The sequence below is a fragment of the Microbulbifer bruguierae genome, from assembly GCF_029869925.1.
Lineage (GTDB): Bacteria > Pseudomonadota > Gammaproteobacteria > Pseudomonadales > Cellvibrionaceae > Microbulbifer > Microbulbifer bruguierae.
Genome location: NZ_CP118605.1, coordinates 2,156,674 through 2,181,531, shown reverse-complemented (window position 1 = coordinate 2,181,531; position 24,858 = coordinate 2,156,674). Strand labels below are relative to the sequence as shown.

Below are 24,858 nucleotides of genomic sequence, written 5' to 3'. Positions count from 1 at the left end.
GTTTACCTCTCTACTTCTTTACCTCTGCTGCGATTACACCCCGATCCAACGGCGGGCGGTGGCCAGTGGTCGGCGCAGCAGGTAATAAATGAGAGGCACACGGGCACCGTAAAGGCGCGCGTGACCGCGGGTGTTGATGGGAATCTGCGGCTGGTCCTCGTCAATGGTGGCGAGCAGGCGGTAACTGGCGGGGAGGTTTTCACCCTCGCTGGTGAGCAGACTGTGGTAGTGCAGTTGTCCCTCGATCGGCGCCAGTGGGTTGGATTCCGCATAAAACACCGTGCGCGCCTGTTGTGGCAGGCCGATGGCATCCACGGTGGGCAGATCGATCTGAATCTGGCGCGCGTCCGGCTTTACGATTTCCATGACTTTTTCACCGGCGCGGATCCGCCGCCCGATCCACTCGGCGGGGTCGGTATAAATGGCCACACCTGAGGCGGGCGCCTTTACCCGGGTTTTTTCCAGCAGGGTGTTCTGGTATTCCAGATCAAGCTTGCGAATGGACAGGTCTGTTTCCGCCTGTGCCAGCTTGTGGCCCGCGGAGGCCTGCTGGAAATTGTATTGGCGAGTCATGCGCAGGCGCTCCTGGTAGAGCACAATCTCCTGCTGCACACGGTCGATTTCTGCGGTGACCTCTGCATCTTCCAGGGTGAACAGCAGCTGTCCACTTTGCACCGGGGCATTGGGTGGAATCACGATTTCCCGCACGACACCATCGGTGCGCGCAGACACAATACGCGGCTCTATCGCCGCCAGGGTAGCCGGTGCCAGCACACTCTGGCGCACCGGAATCAGGCCGATGGCGGCGAGGGCGGCGGCGACCAGCAATGGTCGCCGACGGCACCAGCGGCGCAGGGAAAATCGCCGCGCACCGCGCTGGGCCAGTATCGCCTGATGCACGGCAGCGGCCAGCTCCCGCAGCACCTGCAACTCCTGTTCGGAGAAGCGTCGCTGGCGCAGTATGGCCAGGCAGCCTTCAGGGTTTTTATTGCCCAGTGGCATCAGCGTCAGGGTTTGGCTGGCGACCTCATTGCGGTGGTGTTCCGGCGGGGGAATTTCCAGTTGCAGTGGCGGTTGCGCGGTGGCGTCGGCGAAGTGGCGGCGCACCTGTTCGCGCCATCCCTGGGCCTCGCTGCTGGTGGCATCCACGGTGGAAACATTGGAGGCGGCGATCAGTTTCAGGTGCGGGCCGGAAAAAAACAGGCAGCTGTCAAACGCGAGCAGTTGCTGACTGTCACTGCTGGCAATCTGCGCGATCTGCTGCAGGTTGCTGGCATTGCGCAGCCGGTTTTCCAGCGCGAGAAAATGATTCAGTTTTTCCAGCAGCCGCGCATCCACGTCAGTCGGCTCCGTCGCGTTTGTTGGATGGCCTGTCCGCGAGCAGTGCCGCGGATTTGTCATCAGGGCGGTCGAGAGCAAAGTGCGCTTCGCCGCTCATCCCGGAAATCAGCAATGCGCCAGAGGCGGACAGCGGGGAAATTTCGCCGGGTGTTTTTTCGATGTTGCCGATCACTCGCACCGTGCGGGTAACCGGATCCACCACCGGCACTATCCGCTGCAGGGTGGCGGTGTACTCGCGTCCGGTTTCATTGATCACGACCCTGAACGTGTCGCCGATGGAGAGGTGTTCCAGCCAGGCGGAATCGATGATGGCTTCCACTTCCAGCCCCCGGTTGTCCACCAGCTCCAGCAGTGGTGCACCGACTTCCACCCGCTGGTGGGGCTCGATACTGCGACTGATCACAAAACCGGAGAAAGGTGCGCGCACCTCGCAGTAACCGGTGCGGTGCTTGAGCACTTTGGTATTGGCGGTGGCTTCTGCAAGCTGTGATTCGCTCTGTACCATTTCCAGCTCGCTGATATTGCCGCCCAGCTGTTTGAGGGAAATATTGGCATCCAGTTGCCGGCGGGCAAGGGCGCGGCGGGTGTCGGCGCCCTCCAGTTCGGCCTTGAGTTCGGTGCAGTCGAAACGCGCCAGCAGATCGCCTTTGTCGAAACGGTCGCCGGCACGCAGGCGCACTTCGGTAATGCGTCCGGCCAGTTCGCTGGAAAGCTGTACCCGGCTGAGGGCGTTGAGTTTGGCGGGGGCGGTGTGATTGCTGTCGACGGAAGGCTGGCTGGCACTGTGCGCCTGCAGCGGGGTTGGCAGAGCGCAACACAGGGTGAGCGCGGCTGCGAAAATGAGCGCGGGCAGGGGATGTCGCGCTGCCGCTACAGCAGGTTGGTTCACCCCGGAATCAGAGACTTCTCCCTCGGATACTGCTACGGATACTTCTACCACGGATACCTCTACCTCGGTCTGGTACAGACACTCCATCCTCAGAGTGTCTCGTACATTGCGACCATCATTACCGTCGGACTGCGAACGTCTGCATGCATTGAGTGCGATGGCGTTTACCAGTAAGCGGCATCCAGCCCGTCTTCACGGATTTCCGCCTCGCGTTTCTCGGCGCCGTCCGAGTTGTACCCGCCGACCGGCAACAGTTCCATGCTCGCGCCCTGGGTGCGCATGTCTGCTACCTGCTGCTCGATAACCTCCAGCGGCTGGCGGTAGTCGATATAAAACTCCGGCTGGAAGCCCACGGCGTTGGCGAGGCGGCTGTTGGCGCTGCGCCAGTCGGCATAGCTGGCATCGCGCTCCACATTCGAGAGCAGGGCCTGGGTGGCGGCGTGAATGGTTTCCAGTTCGGTGCCCTGGCTGGACTGCCAGCGGGCGCGGGACTGGCTCGCCATGGCGCCGTCGATGTCTGCCAGTTCTTCGGCATAACCGTGATTCAGCTGTGCGCGGCGCATGTGGCTGTAGGCCAGGTTGACCTGGGTGAGTACTGCCACGGTGAGCGCGGCGCGGCGCACATCGCCGAGGCGCTCACTGTCACGGGCGTAGCCCACCAGATCGCGGCCGGCCACCACGGTGCCGAGCAGGTCCCAGGTCAGCCTCAGACTGCTTTCGGCCCAGTCGTTGTACAGCAGGTAGCTGTTGTCGTCGTAGAAATAGCCGGTGCGCAATTCCAGGCCGGGCAGCAGTTGCAGGCAGGCCTTGCGGATTTCGGTGGCGGCGATGCGCTCGCGATAGTCTTCTTCCAGCAGTTCCGGGCGGTTGCGCAGGCTGTACTGCTCCAGCTCCGGCACACTCATTTCCGCAAACGGGCTGCGCAGGATATCGCTCTGGCTGGCGCTGACGGTGAACTCTGTCCCGGGGGGCAGACCCATCATCGACGCCAGTTCCATTTTTGCGTTGAACATGTCCGCTTCCAGGGCCAGCAGCTGTTGCATCAGGTCCAGCAGGTCGCGGCGGTAGGAAAGGCTGGCCTCGGTCTGGCGCAGGCCGCGCTCGGCACTTTGGCGGGATTTCTCCAGCGCGCGGTGGGTCTGTTCGATCAGCCCGGGCAGCTGAGTGTGGGCGCGCTGGGCGGCGGCGGCCATCCAGAAGGCGTACTCCACATCCATGATGACGTTGTGCATCAATTTGCGCTGACGCTCGATGGCGATCATCACCCCGTCCGCGGCCTGTTTGGCCGACAGGTAGTTGATGCCGAAATCCAGCACATTCCACGACAGTTCCAGCCCCGCGGTGCTGTAGGTTTTGTCCAGGGAGGTGGACTGGGCCAGGGACTGGTTGCCGTTGACGTCCTCACTGGAGGCAAAGTGCTGCTTGTTGCGATGGTGGTAGCCGGCGCTGGCGGCAATTTCTGGCAGCATGTCCCAGCGGGACAGTCGCAGGTTGCGGTTGGCGACCACCGCCTCCATCAGTTTGAGGCGGTTGTCCATGTTGTAGGCGATGGCGCGGGCAATCGCTTCGTTGAGGTCAATCGGACCGGTAACCGGTTGCTGATTGCCGAACACCGTCATCCAGTCAGTGCTGGCTCGTTGGTCCACGCTGGCTTCATCGATTGCTTCGGGGGTGACAGAGCAAGCGGCAATGGTTGCCACGGTAAGGCTGAACGCGGCGAGGGGAGCCAGGCGCATATCTCTTTGTCCTTAGGATACTTATTGACTGCTGAGTGCACGTTACTGCTGCGCCCGTTAAATTTAGTACAGGGGTGTAATTTGCAAGCAATTGGGGCGGATAAAAGCGCTAATAGTGCATCGGTGGCGTGTGACTAGACGGCGAGAGCCAGTCGTGTTGTTTGGCGGGGAGCAGTAACGCCATCGCCCGGTTTGTGGCGTGGATTTTTGCAATAGATGCGTTGTTCATTTATTGTTCAGTTTTTGTGGCTGGCCCCGGCTTATCCCCCCTGGCCCCGGGGGAGGCGGATAGCGCCAGGTGGCGGCAGACTGTTACCGCTGGCAAAATTCGCCCCAAAAAATGACAGTCCTAACAGTGACTGCAACCACCACCGCGATGAGAGAGGCCTGCCCCGTGGCCAGTATTGAATTCAATGGCATAACCAAGCATTACGGCGACGGTCCCGCCACGGTACCTGGCCTTGATCTGCATATTCGCGATGGCGAATTCATGGTGCTGGTGGGCCCGTCCGGCTGCGGCAAGTCCACCGTGCTGCGGATGATCGCCGGGCTGGAGACGATCACCAGCGGCGACCTGTTTATCGGCGGCCACCGGGTCAACGACCTGCCTCCCAAAGACCGGGACATCGCCATGGTGTTCCAGAACTACGCCCTCTACCCGCACATGACCGTGTTTGAAAACATGGCCTTTGGTCTGCGGGTGCGCCACGCCCCCAAGCTCGCGATCGAGCGCCGGGTACGGGAGACCGCCGAGTCCCTGGGGCTGACGGACTTCCTGCAGCGCAAGCCCGGGCAGCTGTCCGGCGGTCAGTGCCAGCGGGTGGCGCTGGGGCGCGCGATGGTGCGCGACCCCCAGGTATTCCTGTTCGACGAGCCGCTGTCCAATCTCGACGCCGAGCTGCGGGTGCAGATGCGCGCCTATATCCATCGCCTGCACCGGGAATACGGCACCACCTCGGTGTATGTGACCCACGACCAGGTGGAGGCTATGACCCTGGGTACCCGTATCGCCATCCTCAATCAGGGGCGGCTGATGCAGGTGGGCAGCCCGCTGGAACTGTACAACGACCCGTACAACACCTTTGTGGCCAGCTTTATGGGCTCGCCGCCGATGAACCTGGTGCCGGTGCGGAACACCGGCAGCGGTCTGTTCAACGAGCTGGTGAAACTGCCACTGGAGGGCCTGGATGGTCTCGGCAGCGCGCTGGTTTTCGGGGTGCGCCCGGAAAAGCTGCTGCACACGGAGCGCGCCCCGGCCCACTGGCCGCGACTGCGCGGCGCCATCGAGCTGGTGGAAAGCCTGGGGGCCGAGCGGCTGGTACACCTGCGCGCTGGCGACAGCAAGGTGATTGCACGCCTGCCAGGTATGCATCTACTTACTCCCGGGGAATCCCTGGAGCTGGCCTTCGATCCTGCCGCGGTTTACCTGTTTGATGGCGACAGCCAGCAGCGCATCCGTCACATTGATAGGCGCGCCGGAGTTGGCGTGTGTTGATGCCCCACTCCCCAAGACCCCACCTCTCCCGTAGGAGCCTGCCTGCAGGCGAACCCCCGACCGGATTTGCGCCAAGGTTCGCACTGTGGCCGTCACCGGGGAAGGCTTCGCCTGCAGGCAGGCTCCTACAGAGAGTGTTTGTTCTGTTGTTGCTGTTTTTGTGCGCCGGCCGCGCCAGTGCTGCCGACACCCTCAACTTGTGGCACGGCTACCGCGGTGCCGAGCGCGCCGCCTTCGAGCAGTTGATCGAGGAATACAACCGCAGCCAGAGCGCGGTGCAGGTCAGGACCCTGGCGGTGCCCTTCGGCAGTCTCGCGGACAAGCTCGCCGCGGCGCTGCCGCGGAGGCAGGGTCCGGACCTGTTTGTGTTTGCCCACGACCGCCTCGGCGGCTGGGTCAGTGCCGGGCATACGGTGGCGCCGATCGACGAGTATGTGAGTGAAGCCCTGCTGGCCCGTTTTCCGGACAATCTGGTGGCGGCGATGACCTACGGCGGCCAGCTCTACGGTCTGCCGTTCAATTTCAAAAGCCCGGCACTGATCGTCAATACCGATCTGGTGCCGTCGCCACCGGCGGACACCGACGCGCTGGTTGTGGAGGCCCGTCGTCTCACCGATCGCAAGGCAGGCCGCTTTGGCCTCGCTTACAGCTACACTGAGCCCTTTTTTCACGGCGCGCTGATGAACAGCTTTGGCTCCGGTCCCTTCGATCGTGCAGGCAACCTGGATCTCAACAGTCTCGCCAATATCCGCTCCCTGCAGATGCTCACCCGGTGGGCGCGGCAGGATCGCATTCTGCCGGAGGAGCCCAGCAGTACCCTGGTGACCAGCCTGTTCAACCAGCAGCGCGCGGCCATGGTGATCAGCGGTCCCTGGATGCTGGGGGAGATAGCGCCATCGGTAAATTACCGGGTGGTGCCGCTGCCGCTGAACAGCGAAAGCGGGCAGCACCTGGCCCCCTGGGTGGCTGTGGAGGGTCTGTTTCTTTCTCCCTGGTCGCAGCAGCCCGCCGCCGCGGTGGCGGTAATGGCACATCTCACCAGCCGTAAAGCGGCGGAAAGAATGGCTATTGAGGGCGGACAGCTGCCCGCCAATATTCGCGCCTTCGCACACCCGAGTATTGCGACTAATGACAGCGCCATGGCGTTTCGCCGCCAACTGGAATACGCGGTGCCCATTCCCAGCTGGCCAGCCATGACCCTGATCTGGGTGCCGCTGGAAAACGCGCTCAAGAAAGTGGTGAAAGGTGCGGCGCAGCCGGAAGCGGAATTGCGCCAGCTGCAGCGGCAGATTGGCGCCGATCTGGCCCAGCTGGAACGCTCCCGCGCCCGCGGTGATGGCATGCCGGCGCAGATGCCGCGGGGTCTTTGGCTGTTACCGCTGCTGTTGGTGGCCGCCGCCCTTTACTGCTGGCGACGGTATCGGTGTCAGTTGAGCGCCGGCTGGCGGGCCAACCGCAGCGCCTATCTGTATGTGCTGCCGGCGGTGCTGGGCATGCTGGTGCTGGTGTTTTTTCCGCTGCTTTACGGTCTGTTGCTGTCGTTTACCGACACCACGGTATTTAACGAACATACGCCGCTGTGGTCCCGCTGGGTGGGATTGGACAACTACGCTTCTATTCTCGGGAATTTCAGTGTCTGGAGCGGGGAGGGCGCCGCGCGCAGTCTGGATTTCGACAACTTCTACTGGACCCTGTGGATAACCGTGCTGTGGACCGCGAGCAACGTACTGCTGGCGGTGGGACTGGCGCTGGTACTGGCACTGGCGCTGGACAAGCCGATCTTCGGCCGCGGCCTGTTTCGCCTGATCCTGATCCTGCCGTGGGCCATACCCAATTACATCACCGCGCTGGTATGGAAGGGCATGTTCCACCCGCAGTTCGGGGTGATCAACCAGGGCTTGCAGGTGATCGGGTTGGCGCCGGTGGCCTGGTTTGATTCCATCGGCGCCAGCTTTTTTGCCGGGCTGGTGACCAACGTCTGGCTGAGTATTCCGTTCATGATGGTGGTCATACTCGGCGGCCTGCAGTCGATACCGAAGGAGTTGTACGAAGCCGCGCGGGTGGAAGGCGCCGGCCGCTGGCTGCAGTTTCGCACCATCACCCTGCCGCTGCTAAAGCCGGTACTGATCCCGGCGGTAATCCTGTCGGTGGTGTGGACCTTCAATATGTTCAACGTCATTTATCTGGTCAGCGACGGCGCCCCGGCCGGGGCCAACGATATCCTGATCACCAAGGCGTTCCGCATCGGCTTTGAAAAATACCAGTACGCCTACGCCGCCGCTTACTCGATGGTGATCCTCGCACTGCTGTTCTGTTACGCCCTGTGGCAGACCCGGGTAAGCCGCACCCTGGAGGCCTCCCGATGAGTAACCGCCACCAATTCGCCTGCAAGCAGGCTCCCACCGGTGTGGTGTTGGAGGGTGTGGTGTTGGAGGTAGTGGGATGATACCGGGAGAAAACCGTAGGAGCCTGCCTGCAGGCGAACCACCGCGGACCTGGCTGCATAGCCTGTACCGGTTCGCGTGCGAACTGGCTCCTGTGAGAGCGCTTGGGCGTGTGTTGCGGGATATTTTCAGCTGGCGCTTCGCCCTGCTGCTGTTCGCTTCGCTGATTGTCATCTACCCGCTGTTGTGGGTGGTAAGCCTCGCCTTTTCCGGCCAGCAATCGCTTACCCTGGTGCAGTTGCCGGCGGATGCCACTTTCGGTGAGCAGTTGATGGCCCTGATTCCCCTGCCGGAGCAGTGGACCCTGGCGAATTTCCGTTCGGTACTCACCGAGCAGCCGTTCCTGCGCTGGCTGGGCAACAGCCTGATCATTGCATTGGCCACCACTGCGGTCGGCCTGTCTCTCAGCTGCTCCGCGGCTTACGCCTTTTCCCGCTTCCGCTTTGCCGGGCGCGAACGCGGCCTGATGCTGTTCCTGATTTCGCAGATGTTTCCCGCAGTGCTGATGCTGATTCCCCTGTACGTGATCGTGGTGCAGTGGCTGGGACTGGGCAATTCCTGGCTGGGGCTGATCCTGGTGTATGCCATCACCGCGCTGCCGTTCTGCGTGTGGATGCTGAAGGGTTACTTCGATACCTTGCCCTACGAAATCGAAGAGTCTGCGCTGCTGGAGGGCGCCTCCCGCTGGACCATCTTTACCCGCATTATCCTGCCCCTGGCGCGCCCGGCGATTGCGGTAACCGGACTGTTCGCCTTTATGACCGCATGGAACGAATTCATTCTCGCCTCCATTTTTATGGACGATGAATCGCTGTATACCGTACCCGTGGGGCTGCGTTTCTTCGTCAGCGACTACGCCTCCGAATGGGGTTACTTCGCTGCCGGCTCCATACTGGTGTCGTTGCCGGTAATGCTGCTGTTTCTCGCGTTGCAGCGGTTCCTGGTTTCCGGACTCTCCGCTGGTGCGGTAAAAGGATAAACCCGCCGGTTCTGTGTTTCCCCTGTCGCCATGCTGATTTGCACTTCTTTCTGCCGGCTATTGCGCCATTCCTGTGCAAAATGCCGGATAACGTTTAATGCATTGATTTTAAAGGATATTTTTATTCCCGCTTTGCTGGTTTCAAGGTGGGATAGTCCATTTTGAGGTAATTCCCCAAGGTGGGACGACTCAATCTGGAGCGTGGCGGGACTATAGCGTGGCGCCAGATCGGGTTATCCTTTTGCGGTCTCAGTGATACCCGGTTTCGGCGAAATCAATAACGAAAATAACGTGACGATGGGGGAGACAACTCCATGAATAAAATGACCGGATTCAAGAAGAATTCCATCGCGGTAGCGATCGCCACCCTCGCTGGCGTTAGCGGCGCCGCCTTTGCACAGAGTGAGCTGGATGCCGCACTCGAAGAAGTGGTGGTGCTGGGTATTCGCGGCAGTCTCGAGAAATCCATGGATGCGAAGCGCGATGCCAAAGGTATCGTCGATGCCATCTCCGCGGAAGATATCGGCAAATTCCCCGACACCAACCTCGCGGAATCCATGCAGCGTATTACCGGTGTGTCCATTGACCGGGTCAACGGCGAAGGCAGTAAAGTCACCGTGCGCGGCCTGGGTCCGGACTTCAACCTGGTAACCCTGAACGGACGCCAGCTGGCGCGCACCACCGGCGGCCGCTCCTTCGACTTCCAGAATATTGCCTCCGATATGGTTACCGGTGTGGAAGTGGCCAAAACCAGCGATGCCACCCTGCCGTCCGGCGGCATGGGCGCCACCATCAATATGCTGACAGCGCGGCCCTTCAATACGCCGGAGCGCACCGCGCGCTTTGCGGTCAAGGGCGTGTTGGATGAATCTTCCGATGACGCCAGCATCACTCCGGAATACAGCGGCTTTTACTCCGACACCTTTGCCGATGGCAAATTCGGTGTGGCCATTTCCGGCAGTGTGTCCGAGCGTGAGAGCGGAAGCTCCCAGGCCGTGGTGCCCGGCGGCTGGATCAGCTCCGAAGGCCAGATGGACAATAACTGGGACGGCGTCAACGATGCCTGGGGTGCGGTTCCGCTAGTCAACCAGGTAAACCGTCCGGGCGAAGGGGATATCTATTCCGTTTCCCAGAACACCGGTTACAAGTTCGAAGAGCAGCAGCGTGAGCGCGCCAATGGCCAGCTGGTGCTGCAGTGGGCACCGACTGACGATATAACCGCGACGGTCGATTACAACTATTACAAGAACAAGATCGCCAAGCAGTTTAACGATATTTCCGTATACCACAGCTGGCAGAATGACCAGCGCGGTGTGTGGAGCGATGGACCCATTGCCTCGCCGATCATCTATACCGAACTCTACCCGAGCTACACCGACGACACCAAAGCCCCAAGTGACGTTGCCATGGGTGGCGGCAGTACCCGCGAAGTGTACGAAGGCGATATGTTCGCGGTAAACCTGGAGTGGCAGGTGAGCGACAGCCTGAACCTGTTCTTTGACGGCCAGCACTCCGAGGCCGAGCGCCGCCCGGACAGCCCCTGGGGTACCAGCAATGTGCTGAGCCTTGCGGCACTGGTGCGCGATGGCAGTAGCGTTGACTATACCGGCGAAATTCCCGCAGTTTACGTTTACACCAAAGACGGTATCAAAGCCGCGGATATTGAAGTTACCGGCTCTGTATTCACCAACAGCAAAGATCACTCAGAGATTGACCAGTTCCGCTTTGGCGGTAACTTTGAGCTGAACGAGTCCAGTGATATCGATTTCGGTATCGCCCGCCAGGAAGTCAGCAATCGCAGCCAGTCCACCTTTGTGCAACGCAACTCCTGGGGCGGCGAAGCGGGTACTCCCGCAGATCTGGATGATTCCCTGTTTGTGGCGAAAAGCATTTCCGATCGCTTTAATGAATCCTGGGGCGATTTCTCCGAAATTGGCGGGCTGGAGCCTCTGGATATCTACTATGCCTGGGACTTCGAAGCCGTTCGCGCAGCGGCGGAATCGCTTTACGGGGATAGTGCAGTAGACCTGGGATATGCCAACCGCCTCGGTGACTGCGGTACCGCCTTCTGTGCTTCCACCGATTACGCCTCCGACACGGACCGTGGGACCACCGAAATTTCCAACTCGGCGTATGCCCAGTACAACTTCTCTTCAGAAATGTTCCGCATGCCCTATCAGGTACATGCCGGTCTGCGTTATGAGGAAACCGAAGTCGATTCCGTTTCCGTAGTGCCGTCCTACACCGGTGCCGAGTGGAAATCGAATAACGAGGTCGTGGTTACCGGTGACGGTACCCAGGAGTACCTGCGCGAAACCGGTGAATACGACTACTGGTTGCCGAGTATTTCTTTCAAGCTGAATTTGATTGATGACATAGTCGCCCGCGCCGCGGTCAGCAAAGCGATCACTCGCCCCAGCTATGAAGATATCAAAGGCGGCACCACCATCGGCACCGTGGCCAACGGCGGTATCGGCGGCGGATCCAGTGGTAACCCGGGCCTGTTGCCGTTTGAATCCATCAATTACGATCTCTCTGTCGAGTGGTATTACGGCGAAGCCAGCTACGCGTCCATGGGCCTGTTCCGCAAAAAGGTTTCCAACTTCATTAGCGGTGGTATAACCAATAAAACCGTGTTCAACATCCCCAACCCGGCGGATGGTGCACTGGTGGATGAGGCGCGGGCGAATGGTGCCAACAGCGCTGGGGCTATTCGAGAATATATTGCGACCAATTATGCCGACAGTCCGTTTGTTGAAGTCACCCTCGATGACGAAGGAAACTTCGACCAGATCTTTATTTACGGCAATCCGGCCACCGACAACGACATGGTGTTCCGCATCAGCCAGCCGGTAAATGGCGATGTGGAAAATACCATCGATGGCGTGGAGCTGGCGGTACAGCATATGTTCGGCGAGAGCGGATTTGGTATGCAGGCCAACTACACCTACGTGGACTCGGAGCTGGAGTATGATCCGTTTATCCTGGCTGATCAGGAAGCGATGGTCGGATTGAGTGACTCGGCCAACCTGGTTGGCTTCTATGACAAGCACGGTTTCCAGGCCCGGGTTGCCTACAACTGGCGCGACGACTTCCTGATGTCGCGCGGACAGGAAACGGGTCCGAATCCGCAGTACACCGAAGCCTACAGTCAGATCGATCTGAACGTTAGCTACGAAGTGCCGCAACTGGAAGGTCTGCAGGTGTTCCTGGAAGGCATCAATGTGACCGACGAGCACAAACGCGATCACGGCCGTGCCAAGGGGCAGCTGATGGGCCTCTACCAGGGTGGACCGCGCTGGCAGCTGGGGGCGCGCTACGCCTTCTAAACCATTTCACAGGATGGGTTGGAATCCCTGAAAAACTACTGCGCGTGCGTCTGGCGGCGACCGGCGGTGCTCAAAATGCTCATGTATAACTAATACATTCCGCTTTCTGCGCTCCGGCGGTCACCACCAGTCACCCGCTCGCTACGTTTTTCATAAATTCCGTGAAGCAGGGAAGCCGCTGGTCGAAGGACCAGTGGCTTTTTTGCCAGAAAATAACAACAAAATAATCGAGATGAGATTTACGTTATGGCCAATGCGGTATTGCTGAATAACGTCGAACACCGTGAATTACGTGTGATCACCCAGCGCTCGGGCAAGCTGGGGGACAACAGCTGGTATGCGCTTACTTTCCCGTTGGAATTTCGCGCTTTGCAGGGTCAGTACCCGATTTTCTTCCAGAAAGACCCCAATACCGGTAACTTCTTCCCCCTCGCCTTACTGGGCCTGCAACCGGGAGAAAACCTGTATCTCCGTGGCGAGCAGTGGGTGGCCTCCCATATTCCCCTTACCATCCGCCGCGAACCTTTCCTGATCGGGCGGCAACACTTTGTTGAAGACGGCGTGCAGAAAACCCGCCGGGTCATCCATATCGACCTGGACAGTCCGCGTGTCAGCCGCGAGCAGGGTGAACCGCTGTTTCTCGAATACGGTGGCAGCACGCCTTTCCTCGACAACGTCTCGGATATGCTGGATGCCATCCACAATGGTATCGAGCAGAGCGAAAAATTTGTCCGCGCCTTGCAGATTCACGGGCTGCTGGAATCTTTCACTCTGGATGTCACCCTGAACAATGGCGAGAGTAATCAGCTCAAGGGTTTTTACACCATCGATGAGGAACGCCTGCGCGCGCTCAATGCCGAAGATCTGAATGAGCTGCACCGGGCTGGCTTCCTCGAAGCCATCTACATGGTGATGGCCTCGCAGTCGCAAATGCGCCGCCTGATCGATGAAAAAAATCGTCGCATCGAGCTGCAGTAAGGGGGCGATGATGTCCACCCTGATGGAGCCCGGAACACCCTTTATCGAACGCGTCGGTCTGCCTGAAGTGCAGGTGCTACAGGGCGTTACACCGGAAAATGTTCTGGAGGCAGTGGCCGGGGTTGGTCATCCGCTGATCCTGCGGAATTATTGCGCGCACTTTCCGGCGGTGGCCGCGGGCAAACAATCCCCGCAGGCCATGGCAGAATATCTGCTACAGCATTACAGCGGCAATCCGATTATCGGCTGTTACGGTGGTGCAGATGCGGGCGGTCGGGTGTTTTACAACGAGGACATGAGCGGGTTCAATTTTGACAGCCGCCGGGTGCCACTCGGGGCGCTGCTCGATGAAATCCTGACTTCCGCGCACGCGCCAGCAATGCCCATGCGCTACATGCCCTCGAGCGAGGTGTCCTACTGGTTTCCACGATTTTCCACGGATAACGATGCCGGTGTCGGCAGTGTATCTCCCATCGGCTCTCTGTGGCTGGGTAACAAAGTACGCGTGGCCGCCCATTACGATTTTCCAGACAATCTCGCGTGTAATATCGCGGGTATTCGCCGCTTTACCCTGTTACCTCCGGAACAGATCGCCAACCTCTACCCGGGTCCACTGGAGTTTGCTCCCGGCGGCCAGGAAGTGAGTCTTGTGGATTTCTACAACCCGGATTTTGAAAGGTTTCCGCGCTTTCACGCGGCCCTTGAACATGCGCAGGTGGCGGAGTTGAATGCGGGGGATGCCCTGTATATTCCCGGTATGTGGTGGCACCACGTGGAAAGCCTGGGCGTGTTGAACGTGCTTTACACCCACTGGTGGCGGGATTCCGAAGCTTATATGGGGCGGCCCACCAATGCATTGCTGCACGCAGTACTCGGTCTGCGCAACCTGCCGGCGCGTCAGCGCGAGGCGTGGAAGGCGCTGTTTGACTACTACATCTTTGATGCCGAAGACGACGCCGCTGGACATATTCCGGAAAATGCCCGGGGGGTTTTACAGCAACCACTGGGGCTGGAGGCTGCCATGCAGTTACGCGCAAAACTGCTGAACGATTTAAAGCGCTGAAGAAAAATACATAAAACAATAAATCATTGAGAGATTACTCCCGTGAATGACGAGAAAAGAATTCGCAGGGTCATCGTTGCCGGCGGCGGTACCGCCGGCTGGATGGCCGCTGCGGCACTGGCCAAGCTGCTGGGCAAAAACCTCGATATCAAACTGGTGGAGTCGGAAGCCATCGGTACCGTGGGCGTGGGCGAAGCGACCATTCCCACCCTGCACCTTTTCCACCAACTGCTCGGTATCGACGAGCGCGAGATGATGGCCTACACCAATGCCACCTTCAAACTGGGGATCGCTTTCGAAAACTGGAAGGACGTGGGCGAGCAATACATCCATTCCTTCGGCGCTGCCGGCAAGGATTGCTGGGCGTGTAATTTCAGCCATTTCTGGGTAAAGGGACGGCAGCTAGGTATTCACCACGATATTGGTGATTACACCAAAGAGCATCTGGGGGCGCGGGAAGGGCGCTTTGCAGTATCGCCGCGCGCCGAGCGCACCCACGCCTACCACTTTGATGCCAGTCTGTACGCGAAGTACCTGCGCAGCCTGGCGGAAAAACACGGTGCACAGCGTATCGAAGGGAAAATCGAGCAGGTACAGCTGGATCACCACAACGGGCATATCAAAGCGCTGAAGCTGGACAGCGGTGAGCTGCTGGAAGGCGACCTGTTTATTGACTGTACCGGTTTCCGCGGATTGCTGATCGACCAGGCGCTGCACACCGGTTACGACGACTGGGGCCACTGGCTGCCCTGCGATCGCGCGGTCGCGGTTCAGACCGGCAAGGGTGAAAACCCGGTGGCCTATACCCGCTCCATCGCGCGGGAATCTGGTTGGCAGTGGCGTATTCCCCTGCAGTTCCGCACCGGCAATGGACTGGTGTTCTGCAGTCACTATATGAATGAACAGCGGGCCATAGATCAACTGCTGGAAAATGTGGAAGGCGAGCCGCTGATGCAACCGCGGGTTATTCCCTTCCGCACCGGCACCCGCCGCAAGCACTGGAATAAAAACTGCGTGGCCATCGGATTGTCCAGTGGATTTATCGAGCCGCTGGAGTCCACCAGTATCCATCTGATTCAGCGCAGTATCGTCCGCCTGCTGACCTTTTTCCCGTCGAACGGTTTTGTGCAGGCGGATATCAATGAGTTCAACAATCTCATTCGCGAGGAAACGGAAAATGTACGCGACTTTGTGGTGCTGCATTACAAGCTGACCAACCGCGAGGATTCCGAGTTCTGGCGCCATTGCCGCAGTATGGACATTCCCGACAGCCTCGCCCACCGCATGGAAATGTTCGAACAGGGCGGGCGGGTTTACCAGAATGGCACCGAACTGTTTGGCGAGAGTTCCTGGCTGCAGGTTTTACTGGGGCAGGGGCTGATGCCGCGCAGCTACCACCCCATCGTGGACGTGATGAGCGACGAAGAACTGGCACGTTTCCTGTCGGGTATACGCAGCGATGTACGCGCAACCGTGGACAGCTGGCCAAATCATCTGGAATTTATTCACCATTATTGTCGGGCAAAACAGGCGTGATGCCCCAGCTTGGTGAATTTTTTGAAAGTGGGACGATTCCCGCCTCCTCAGCCGTTACAAACCGGGACTTATAGCGAAAGCCACCGAAAACAATAACGACTGTGATGAGGGAAAATCCATGGGTACCTTTCAAATTCGCAACACACTGGCGGCATCGGTTGCCGCCGCGGCCATTTCGACGACAGGCTGTGGTGGTGGCGACAACAATGGGCAGGTCAAGCTACCGGTGGATCCACCGGTCGGTGAGCGCCCCGAGCGCTGTCTCGAAGATCCGCTCAACTCCGGTTATTGCCTGGTATGGGCGGACGAATTTTCTGGGGACGCCATCGATCCGGAAAAGTGGAACCACGAAAAGAACTGCACCGGCGGCGGCAACAACGAAGCTCAGTGCTATGTAGATGACGAGAAAAATTCCTGGGTGGCCAACGACCTGCTGACCATCAAGGCCATCCGCGAAGATGCCAGCGGCCCCAATCGGGTGGATGACGACCCGAATTACGACCCCGATGACACCTCCGGCAATGGCTCCTACACCTCCGCACGTCTGCGCAGCAAAGGACTTGGCGACTGGAAATACGGCCGTTTTGAAATGCGCGCGAAACTGCCCCAGGGACAGGGAAGCTGGCCGGCCTTCTGGATGTTGCCCAGTGAATGGGCTTATGGCAGTTGGCCGCTCTCCGGGGAAATTGACATTCTCGAAGCGGTAAACCTGAAAGTCGGTGGCGAAGACCAGATCCACGGCACTCTGCACTATGGGGATATCTGGCCGGGTAATGTGTACACCGGGGAGGCCTACCGGATCCCCGGTGACCTGAATCCCGCGGACGATTTCCACACCTATGCGGTGGAGTGGGAAGAGGGCGAAATTCGCTGGTATGTAGACGGCGATCACTACGCCACCCAAACCCGCGATGGCTGGTTCACCACCGCGGCGCTGGAAAATCCCAATGCGCCCTTTGACCAGAGTTTTCACCTGATCCTGAACCTCGCCGTGGGTGGCGACTGGCCCGCAAACGTCAACGATACCGGTATCGACGAAAGCGCCTTCCCGCAGGAATACCAGATCGATTACGTACGGGTCTATCAATGCACCGAGGACTTCGACACCGGCCGCGGCTGCGCCAGCAGCGATGGGGAATTCGTTCACAACCCCGGCGCGGAGCCACCGAAAACACCGGACCAGGCCGGGGATGAACTGGTCATCTTCGACGGTGAAATCCATCCGCCCTACCAGTGGTATACCTACACCACCGATGGCGAGGTGGATATGGAGATCGTGGCGTCATCTCCGGAAGGTGTGTACGGCGCGGGTGACTGCTTTTGTGGCGATGTGGCGGAGATTTCCTGGAACACCAACGAAGGTATCGGTTTTTTCCAGTCTACCTCCAGCTACGACCTGAGTGATTACACCTACATCGAATTCGATTTGAGAGTGCTGCAGGAGCCGGTCTACGCCGACTCCCCGACCCTCACCTTCCGCGCTGACTGTGTTTATCCGTGCAGTTCCGGTGACTACCCACTGGATATGCCGCCCAAAAATAACTGGCGACATATCCAGATCCCGATCCTGGAACTGGAGCAGGCCGGCCTCAACAGCAAGCGCATCAACACGCCATTTGTACTTTCACCGGAATGGGGGCGTCAGCTGGGCGCGGTGGTTCAGGTGGATAATGTGAAACTCATCCGATAAATCCCTCTCCAATCCGTCCCATTTTGGGTTTTCTGCGGAAGTGACAAGGTGGTCTGCACCATTTTGTGGAGGAAGCAGGAAGTGGGACGACCCTTTTCGGCGCAATTCGTATAACAGAGCCTGGAAAAGCCGGGTAGCGGGCCAGAACTAACTGACCATCCGGTTTAACAAAGTCACAGGACAAATCAAAAAATAATGGCATTTCGGAATGGGAGTAGTGCGGTGATGAAAAAGCGAATTTTGCTGGGCGTCATCTCCGGTTTGATTGCAGGCGGGGGACTCGCCGGCTGCACTGAACAGGACGGTGATAACAGCAATGATAACCAGGTGATTGCTGAACCACCGCAACCATCGGCGGATGTCAGTGCGCACTGGCCGCAGTTACGCAGTGGCATTGCCAAAGATCCGGCGGTGGAATCCCATATCGATACGTTGCTCAGCCAGATGAGCATCGAGGAAAAAGTCGGTCAGATGGTCCAGGTGGAAATCCGCACGGCCACCCCGGACGATGTAAAAAAGTACCACATCGGCTCCATCCTCAATGGTGGCGGCGCCTTCCCAAATAACGACAAGCACGCGAGTGTGGCGGATTGGGTTGCGCTGGCCGACGCCTATTACCAGGCCGCCATGGACACCAGTGACGGCGGTATTGCGATCCCGGTAATTTGGGGTACCGATGCGGTGCACGGCCACAACAATGTGATCGGTGCGACCCTGTTCCCCCACAACATCGCTCTCGGCGCGGCCCACAATCCTGAGCTGATGCGCAAAATCGGCGCGGCCACCGCGGCAGAGGTTTCCGCCACCGGCATCGATTGGGTGTTCGCCCCCACCCTCGCGGTGGTGCGTGACGACCGCTGGGGCCGTACCTACGAATCCTATTCCGAAGATCCCGAACTGGTCCGCGCCTACGCCGGCAAAATGGTGCAGGGAATGCAGGGTGCCCCCGGCAGTGAAGACCTGCTGAAGGGTAAACACGTGGTGGGCACCGCCAAACATTTCCTCGCCGATGGTGGCACCCTGAACGGCATCGACCGCGGTGATGCAATTGTCAGTGAGGAGGAACTGGTGCGTCTGCATGCCCAGGGTTACTTCACGGCAATCGAGTCCGGTGTGCAGACGGTGATGGCCTCCTTCAGCAGCTGGAATGGCGAGAAGATGCACGGCCACAAATATCTGCTGACCGACGTGCTGAAAAACCGCCTCGGTTTTGATGGTTTTATCGTTGGCGACTGGGCAGGGCATCAGTTCGTCAACGGCTGCAGTAGTGTGAGCTGTCCGCAATCCATCAATGCCGGTCTCGACATGTTCATGGCGCCGGACCCGAGCTGGAAAGAACTGTACAAAAATACCCTGGCGGAGGCCAAAAGCGGTGTGATCTCCGCGGAGCGACTCGATGATGCGGTGCGCCGTATCCTGCGGGTGAAAATCCGCTCGGGTCTGTTTGACGCGGGTGCACCGTCCACGCGCCCCTACGCCGCGGATGAATCCCTGATCGGCGCCCCGGAACATCGCGCGGTCGCCCGTCAGGCAGTGCGTGAATCCCTGGTGATGTTGAAAAACAACGGCAACCTGTTGCCGCTGGCCCGCGACCAGCGTGTGCTGGTAGCTGGCGATGGTGCCGACAATATCGGCAAGCAGGCCGGTGGCTGGAGTATTACCTGGCAGGGTACCGGCAATCAGAACAGCGACTTCCCCGGTGCCACTTCTGTTTACGGTGGCATCGCCGAGGTGGTGGAAGCTGCTGGCGGCTCGGTCGAGCTCTCCGTGGACGGCAGCTTTGACCAGAAACCGGATGTGGCCATCGTGGTCTTTGGTGAAGATCCCTACGCGGAAATGCAGGGCGATGTGTCCAATCTCGACTACAAGGGCGATGCGGATCTCGCGCTGATGCAGCGCTTGCGCGCCCAGGGCATTCCAGTGGTATCGCTGTTTATCACCGGTCGTGCGCTGTGGGTGAATCCGGAAATCAATGCGTCCGATGCCTTTGTCACCATCTGGCAGCCGGGTACCGAAGGCGGCGGTGTGGCCGATGTGATCTTCCGCAATGCCGATGGCGAAGTGAACCACGACTTCAAAGGTTCACTCACTTTTTCCTGGCCCAACGATGCGCAGCCCACCCCGCGCAATCGCGGGCAAAATGACGCGCTGGCCCAGTTTCCGTTCGGCTATGGACTGAACTACACCAGCAGCGTGCAGGTGGCGGCACTTTCGCAGCACAGTGGCCTGCAACTGAACAGCGGCGACGAAACACTGGCGGTATTTAATGGCCGCGCTCTGGATCCCTGGAGTTTTCAGGTCACCGATGCGGGCAACAATCACTCGGTGATCTCCAGCAGCGTCGCCGATCTGCAGGGCATCCGCGTGCAGTCCGTGGATCGCAAGGTTCAGGAAGACAGCCGCCGGTTACAGTGGAGCGGAGAGGGCAATGCGATGGCCGGCTTCTTTGCCAATCGCCGCACCGACCTGTCCAGCTATCTCGGCAAGCAGGGCGCGCTGGTTTTTGATGTGAAAGTGGATGGCGCTCCGAGTGATGCGGTTTCGCTGGGTATCAACTGCGGCATGGATTGTGGCGCGGAGCAGTCCATTACCGGATTGTTGCAAGACGCAATCCCCGGCGAGTGGAAAACCGTGGCGGTAGATTTGCAGTGCCTGGCAAATGCCGGGGCAAAAATGGATATGGTGCTGTCACCTTTCTATGTGCGCACCGCAGGTGCACTGGATATGACCATTCACGATATCCACATTGCGTCGCAGACGGATGCAGATATTCACTGCGGTTAATGTAACGTTTGGAAAAGGCCGGTTGCCGAACTCCCACCTTGTCGGCAGCCGGTGTTCGCGAAGCCCGGGAATCTAGCACCTAGGAGTGCTTGTCTAACAGGCGTCTAGTCATAGAATTCTATAAATAGGGCTCTATAAAAGTCGCGGGCTCGACCATTAATAAGAATAAATACTGATCCATCAGTAACGCAGTTCCATACCCGATCTTTCCACAGATCGATTAGTTGTACCCCTCTGCCAGCTATTCCGGCGGATTTCGAGCAGTATCGGACACTCAGCCTGCCCAGATTTTTCGGGACGGGATCTTTGTGCCCGAAAAAAGCTGATCAGACGAATTTGCTGTTTTATCTGATCCATAAAATTCATAACAAGCATGATGGGAAAACAATGAAAACCAACAGAGCATCGGTTAAAAACCGGTTGCTGCTGACGGCCGCGTGTCTGTTGGCGCAACCTGCGATTTTTACCACCACCCAGGCGCAGACCGCGCCCGTGTGGGCAGAAGAATTTGACGGAGAGCGAATCAATCGCGATACCTGGAGCTTCACCACCGGCGGTGATGGCAATGGTAATGGCGAGCTGCAGTACTACACCGCCTCACACAAAAATGCCTACCTGGAAGACGGCAATCTGGTGATCGAGGCGCGTCGGGAAAATTACGAAGGCAAGGAATTTACTTCCGCCCGCCTGCACACCAACGGCCGCTTCGGTTTCAAATACGGCACCCTGGAAGCGCGAATTAAACTGCCAAAACTGGACAATGGCCTGTGGCCGGCATTCTGGATGCTGGGCAATAATTTCGGTGTGGATGGCTGGCCCAAGTCCGGCGAGATCGACATCCTGGAAGCGGGTTACAAGGCTGCTATCGATAACGGCACTGTGAATAACGCGGTTTCCGGTGCACTGCACTGGTGGCACGAGTCCGGCGACTGGAGCGACTGGCTGCAGGCGGACCACGCCGCCGAAGTGGTACTTGAAAACAATCTCTACGAGCAGTATCACACCTATCGCCTGGACTGGACCCCGGACGCGGTGGCGATCTCCGTGGACGGGACCGAGATCCTGAACATGGATATCACCGACCCCAATCTGTCGGAGTTCCGCGACAACCCGAACCACATCCTGCTCAACCTGGCGGTGGGTGGCTGGAATTTTGTCGAGATTACCGATCCCGCGCAGATCACCGCACAGTTCCCTGCAAAAATGTACGTGGACTATGTGCGCCTCTACGCGAACGAATACACCGAGCTGGATGTGGCCAGCGATCATTACTATCGCGGTGATTTCGGCATCATGACCGAAACCTATCCGGTGCTGGATGAATTCAACTGGGGCGATCACGCCAACCTGTATATCTGGAACAACATGACCGCCGTGGCCACGGTGCCCTCGGAAGGTAGTGCCGCGTTGTCATACTCCGTTGCTGCGGGCGACTGGTGGGGCATGGGATTGCTGCATAAAGATTACAATATGCGCAATTACAAGCACGGTTACCTGCACTTCGATGCCAAGGTCAATTCCAGTGTGAATATCGAAGTGAATATGGCCAGCACTTCCGGTGGCGACAGCAGTGTGGTGCTGGCACAGGGGAGTGAACAGTACGGCCTCGAGCGCGATGGCGAATGGCATCACGTGGCCATTCCGCTGTCGAAATTCGGCGGCCTGGATATGGAAACGGTGAAAACTTTTTTCAGTGTTTCCGGTCCCGGTGCGGCGGAAGCCTTTGAAATCGCCTTCGACAATATCTACCTGACCGAAAGCATCGCGCTGGAAGCACCGGAGTACGGCAGTTACGGCATTTACACCGAAACCAGCGCGCATATGGATGCGGGCAATTTCGGTTTCGGGGTCAACGGTGATCTTTTTGTGTGGGACGAGACCCTGACCCTCGGCAGCGGCGACAGTCGCGAAGGTAATACTGCGCTCAACCTGACCTCGACCGGCAAAGGCTGGTTTGGCCTCGGGCTTACCGCCCGCGAAGGCTTCAACCTGACTGCGTTCGACAACGATACCGCGGCGCTGCATTTTTCCATGAAAACCACCGACCAGACCGAGTTTCGCATCGGTATGAAGGGCGGCAACGTGGATGGCATCGGCCAGGTATGGCTCGACTTCAAACCCGGCGCCGACCCCTATGGCTTCGCCCGCGATGGCCAGTGGCACGACATTGTGATTCCCATGAATGAACTGGCGCCGGATCTGGACCTGGCGGATATGCGCCAGGTGTTGCAGGTGCTGGGCTTCGGTGAGGTTGCGAACCTGTCCATTGACGATGTGTATATTTCCGGAGGCGCGCAGGCGCAGGACCCGGACACCGATGGTGAAGTGGTGAACCGCGCACCGTCCGCTGCAGTAAAACCCTCGCTGATGGGTGGCCCCGTTGGTACTGCGGTGACGTTTGACGGTTCCCGCTCCACCGATGTCAACGGCGATGCACTGACGTATAGCTGGGATTTTGGTGACGGCACTATGGTAGAAAATATGGGCGCAGAAGGTGCGACCATTTCCCACACCTACGCAGACAACGGCAGTTATCGTGTGCTGCTGACGGTGAGTGACGGACAGACTGCCGACACCGCGGTGACCAATATTTTCATCGACGACAATTACGGCTCAGCGAAAAGCAGCAAGCGCGGACTCGGTTACGGTCACCATTCGGAAGAAGACCTGGCGGTAATGTCCCATGGTATTTCCTGGTGGTACAACTGGAGTCACGCGCCTGACGTACAGGTTGCCGATATCTACCAGAACTATGGTGTCGAGTTTGTGCCCATGGCCTGGAACGGTGCCTTCAACGACCAGGCGATGCGCGACTATATTGCCGCACACCCGGGGGTGAAATATATCCTCGCGTTCAACGAGCCGAACTTTCTCGACCAAGCCAGTATGACGCCCTCACAGGCTGCTGCCGAGTGGCCGCGTCTCGAAGCCATCGCCGATGAATTCGGTCTGGATATTGTGAGTGTGGCGATGAATTTCTGTGGCAACTGCGTCACTGAAAACGGCACCACCTATTATGACCCGATTGATTACTTCGACGATTTCTTCGCGGTGTGCCCGGACTGTCGCGTGGATGCCATGTCCATTCACGCCTATATGCCGGTGGTGGGCGCCATCGAGTGGTATGTGGACCTGTTCAAGAAATACAACCGCCCGATCTGGCTCACTGAATTTTCCGCCTGGGAAGACACCACCACCGAAGCAGACCAGCAGAAGTTCCTGATCCAGACCGTGGACTATCTGGAAAATGATCCGGATGTGGCCCGTTACGCTTGGTTCACCGGTCGTCGTAACGGTCATCCCTATAACGGCCTGTTCGATTATCGTCAGTCTGGCGTACTCACCGAACTCGGCAATATCTACGTGAATATGCCGGTCCATGGTGCGGCCAGTGTGCACAACCTGCCGAAGAAAGTGCAGGCGGAAGCCTACGGCAGCCAGAGTGCGGTGCGGGTGGACAAGACCACTGACGTCAGCGGATTCCTGGATATCACCGAAACCGCGGCGGATAGCTGGGTGGAATACAACCTGGTGGGTGCTGCCGGCAGCGCGGAACTGAAACTGCGTGTGGCGGCGGAAACCGCGACCAGTATCGACGTCCTGATCGACGGTGTCAGCCAGGGCAGCGTCGCGGTATCGGCGACGGCGGGCGGCTGGGACACGCTGACCACGAGCGTGAACCTGAACGACGGCGCGCAGAAACTGCGCCTGGTATTTGCCGGTGCGGTGCAGCTCAACTGGCTCGACATAGGCGGCAACAGCAATCCCGATCCGGAACCCAGCGCCAATCTCGCGCTGAACAAAACTGTCACCGTGTCTTCGATGGAAAATGGTGACCTGAATGGCGATGCCGCGGTGGATGGTGATTTGGGCACCCGCTGGTCCAGCGCCTGGAGCGATCCGCAGTGGATTTCTGTAGACCTGGGCAGTATTTCTTCCGTCGATCGCGTGGTGCTGAAATGGGAAGCCGCCTACGGCCGTGCCTATGAGATCCAGGTATCCGACGACGGTCAGAACTGGAATACCGTGGCCACGGTCACCGACAGCGACGGCAGTGAGGATGTCCTGTCTGGCCTTAATGCCAGCGGCCAGTATGTGCGCGTCTATATCAGTGAACGCGCCACCGGCTGGGGCGCCTCCCTGTGGGAACTCGAGATCTACGGCAGCGGCGGCGATGATGACAATGAGCCGCCCTGTTGCGATCCGCAGCCCGGTGGCGATCTGGCTCTCAACAAGCCGGTGACCGCCTCGTCCGCTGAAGGTAACTACTGGTTCCCGGAGTACGCGGTTGACGGTGACGCTGGCACCCGCTGGTCCTCGGATTTCAGTGACGACCAGTGGCTGCAGGTGGATCTCGGTGCCGTATACAGCCTCAGTCAGGTGGTCCTCAGCTGGGAGGGCGCTTATGGCAAGGCCTATAAAATCCAAGTGTCGCAGGATGGCAGTAACTGGACCGCAGCGGCAACCATTCAGGATGGTGATGGTGGCCTGGATCAGATCAGTGTCAACGCGAGTGGCCGCTACGTACGTCTGCAGGGCGTCGAGCGCGGCACCGGCTATGGCTACTCGCTGTGGCGGTTTGAAGTGTATTGAG

General features: G+C 58.9%; 13 protein-coding genes. 10 read left to right on the top strand and 3 right to left on the bottom strand.

Annotated features, from left to right (window positions below):
* Nucleotides 1-33: 33 nt before the first annotated feature.
* From PVT68_RS09160 to PVT68_RS09150, 3 genes are all read right to left on the bottom strand, one after another.
* The gene (locus PVT68_RS09160; RefSeq protein WP_280322438.1) at nt 34-1,338 is read right to left on the bottom strand and encodes an efflux RND transporter periplasmic adaptor subunit; all 1,305 of its coding nucleotides are present in this window, start codon (nt 1,336-1,338) and stop codon (nt 34-36) included.
* Nucleotide 1,339: 1 nt separating this feature from the next.
* Nucleotides 1,340-2,317, bottom strand: a complete 978-nt coding sequence (locus PVT68_RS09155; protein WP_280322437.1) for an efflux RND transporter periplasmic adaptor subunit — start codon at nt 2,315-2,317, stop codon at nt 1,340-1,342.
* Nucleotides 2,318-2,394: 77 nt separating this feature from the next.
* Nucleotides 2,395-3,966: a TolC family protein gene (locus PVT68_RS09150; protein WP_280322436.1), complete on the bottom strand. Its 1,572-nt coding sequence runs from the start codon at nt 3,964-3,966 to the stop codon at nt 2,395-2,397.
* 394 nt (nt 3,967-4,360) lie between these two features.
* Here PVT68_RS09150 and PVT68_RS09145 point away from each other — a divergent pair, with 394 nt between their 5' ends.
* The 10 genes from PVT68_RS09145 (at nt 4,361) to PVT68_RS09100 (ending at nt 24,857) form a co-directional block, all read left to right on the top strand.
* A complete protein-coding gene (locus PVT68_RS09145) occupies nt 4,361-5,461 on the top strand; it encodes an ABC transporter ATP-binding protein (RefSeq protein ID WP_280322435.1) in 1,101 nt (366 codons plus the stop codon).
* 146 nt (nt 5,462-5,607) lie between these two features.
* Nucleotides 5,608-7,827, top strand: coding sequence for an extracellular solute-binding protein (locus PVT68_RS09140; RefSeq protein WP_280322434.1), 2,220 nt, complete (start codon nt 5,608-5,610; stop codon nt 7,825-7,827).
* Between the two features lie 190 nt (nt 7,828-8,017).
* Nucleotides 8,018-8,884 (top strand): sugar ABC transporter permease, encoded by an 867-nt coding sequence (locus PVT68_RS09135; protein WP_280322433.1) that lies wholly within the window; start codon nt 8,018-8,020, stop codon nt 8,882-8,884.
* A gap of 314 nt (nt 8,885-9,198) precedes the next feature.
* Nucleotides 9,199-12,213 (top strand): TonB-dependent receptor, encoded by a 3,015-nt coding sequence (locus tag PVT68_RS09130; protein ID WP_280322432.1) that lies wholly within the window; start codon nt 9,199-9,201, stop codon nt 12,211-12,213.
* Nucleotides 12,214-12,459: 246 nt separating this feature from the next.
* On the top strand, nt 12,460-13,191 hold the full coding sequence (locus PVT68_RS09125) for a SapC family protein (RefSeq protein ID WP_280322431.1): 732 nt from the start codon (nt 12,460-12,462) through the stop codon (nt 13,189-13,191).
* A 10-nt stretch (nt 13,192-13,201) separates the two neighbouring features.
* The gene (locus PVT68_RS09120) at nt 13,202-14,254 is read left to right on the top strand and encodes a cupin-like domain-containing protein (RefSeq protein ID WP_280322430.1); all 1,053 of its coding nucleotides are present in this window, start codon (nt 13,202-13,204) and stop codon (nt 14,252-14,254) included.
* A 42-nt stretch (nt 14,255-14,296) separates the two neighbouring features.
* Nucleotides 14,297-15,790 carry a tryptophan halogenase family protein gene (locus PVT68_RS09115; RefSeq protein ID WP_280322429.1) on the top strand — a complete coding sequence of 498 codons (1,494 nt, stop codon included), beginning with the start codon at nt 14,297-14,299 and terminating at the stop codon, nt 15,788-15,790.
* 118 nt (nt 15,791-15,908) lie between these two features.
* Nucleotides 15,909-17,480 (top strand): glycoside hydrolase family 16 protein, encoded by a 1,572-nt coding sequence (locus PVT68_RS09110; protein WP_280322428.1) that lies wholly within the window; start codon nt 15,909-15,911, stop codon nt 17,478-17,480.
* A gap of 225 nt (nt 17,481-17,705) precedes the next feature.
* Nucleotides 17,706-20,264 carry a glycoside hydrolase family 3 protein gene (locus PVT68_RS09105; protein WP_280322427.1) on the top strand — a complete coding sequence of 853 codons (2,559 nt, stop codon included), beginning with the start codon at nt 17,706-17,708 and terminating at the stop codon, nt 20,262-20,264.
* A 387-nt stretch (nt 20,265-20,651) separates the two neighbouring features.
* Complete coding sequence (locus PVT68_RS09100) at nt 20,652-24,857, top strand: glycosyl hydrolase (protein ID WP_280322426.1); 4,206 nt, start codon at nt 20,652-20,654, stop codon at nt 24,855-24,857.
* The last annotated feature ends 1 nt before the right edge of the window (nt 24,858 follow it).

Coding starts and splice junctions, on each gene's coding strand:
- PVT68_RS09155 (WP_280322437.1), bottom strand. CDS start 2,317: ATGGAGTGTCTGTACCAGACCGAGGTAGAGGTATCCGTGGTAGAAGTA.
- PVT68_RS09150 (WP_280322436.1), bottom strand. CDS start 3,966: ATGCGCCTGGCTCCCCTCGCCGCGTTCAGCCTTACCGTGGCAACCATT.
- PVT68_RS09130 (WP_280322432.1), top strand. CDS start 9,199: ATGAATAAAATGACCGGATTCAAGAAGAATTCCATCGCGGTAGCGATC.
- PVT68_RS09125 (WP_280322431.1), top strand. CDS start 12,460: ATGGCCAATGCGGTATTGCTGAATAACGTCGAACACCGTGAATTACGT.
- PVT68_RS09120 (WP_280322430.1), top strand. CDS start 13,202: ATGTCCACCCTGATGGAGCCCGGAACACCCTTTATCGAACGCGTCGGT.
- PVT68_RS09110 (WP_280322428.1), top strand. CDS start 15,909: ATGGGTACCTTTCAAATTCGCAACACACTGGCGGCATCGGTTGCCGCC.
- PVT68_RS09105 (WP_280322427.1), top strand. CDS start 17,706: ATGAAAAAGCGAATTTTGCTGGGCGTCATCTCCGGTTTGATTGCAGGC.
- PVT68_RS09100 (WP_280322426.1), top strand. CDS start 20,652: ATGAAAACCAACAGAGCATCGGTTAAAAACCGGTTGCTGCTGACGGCC.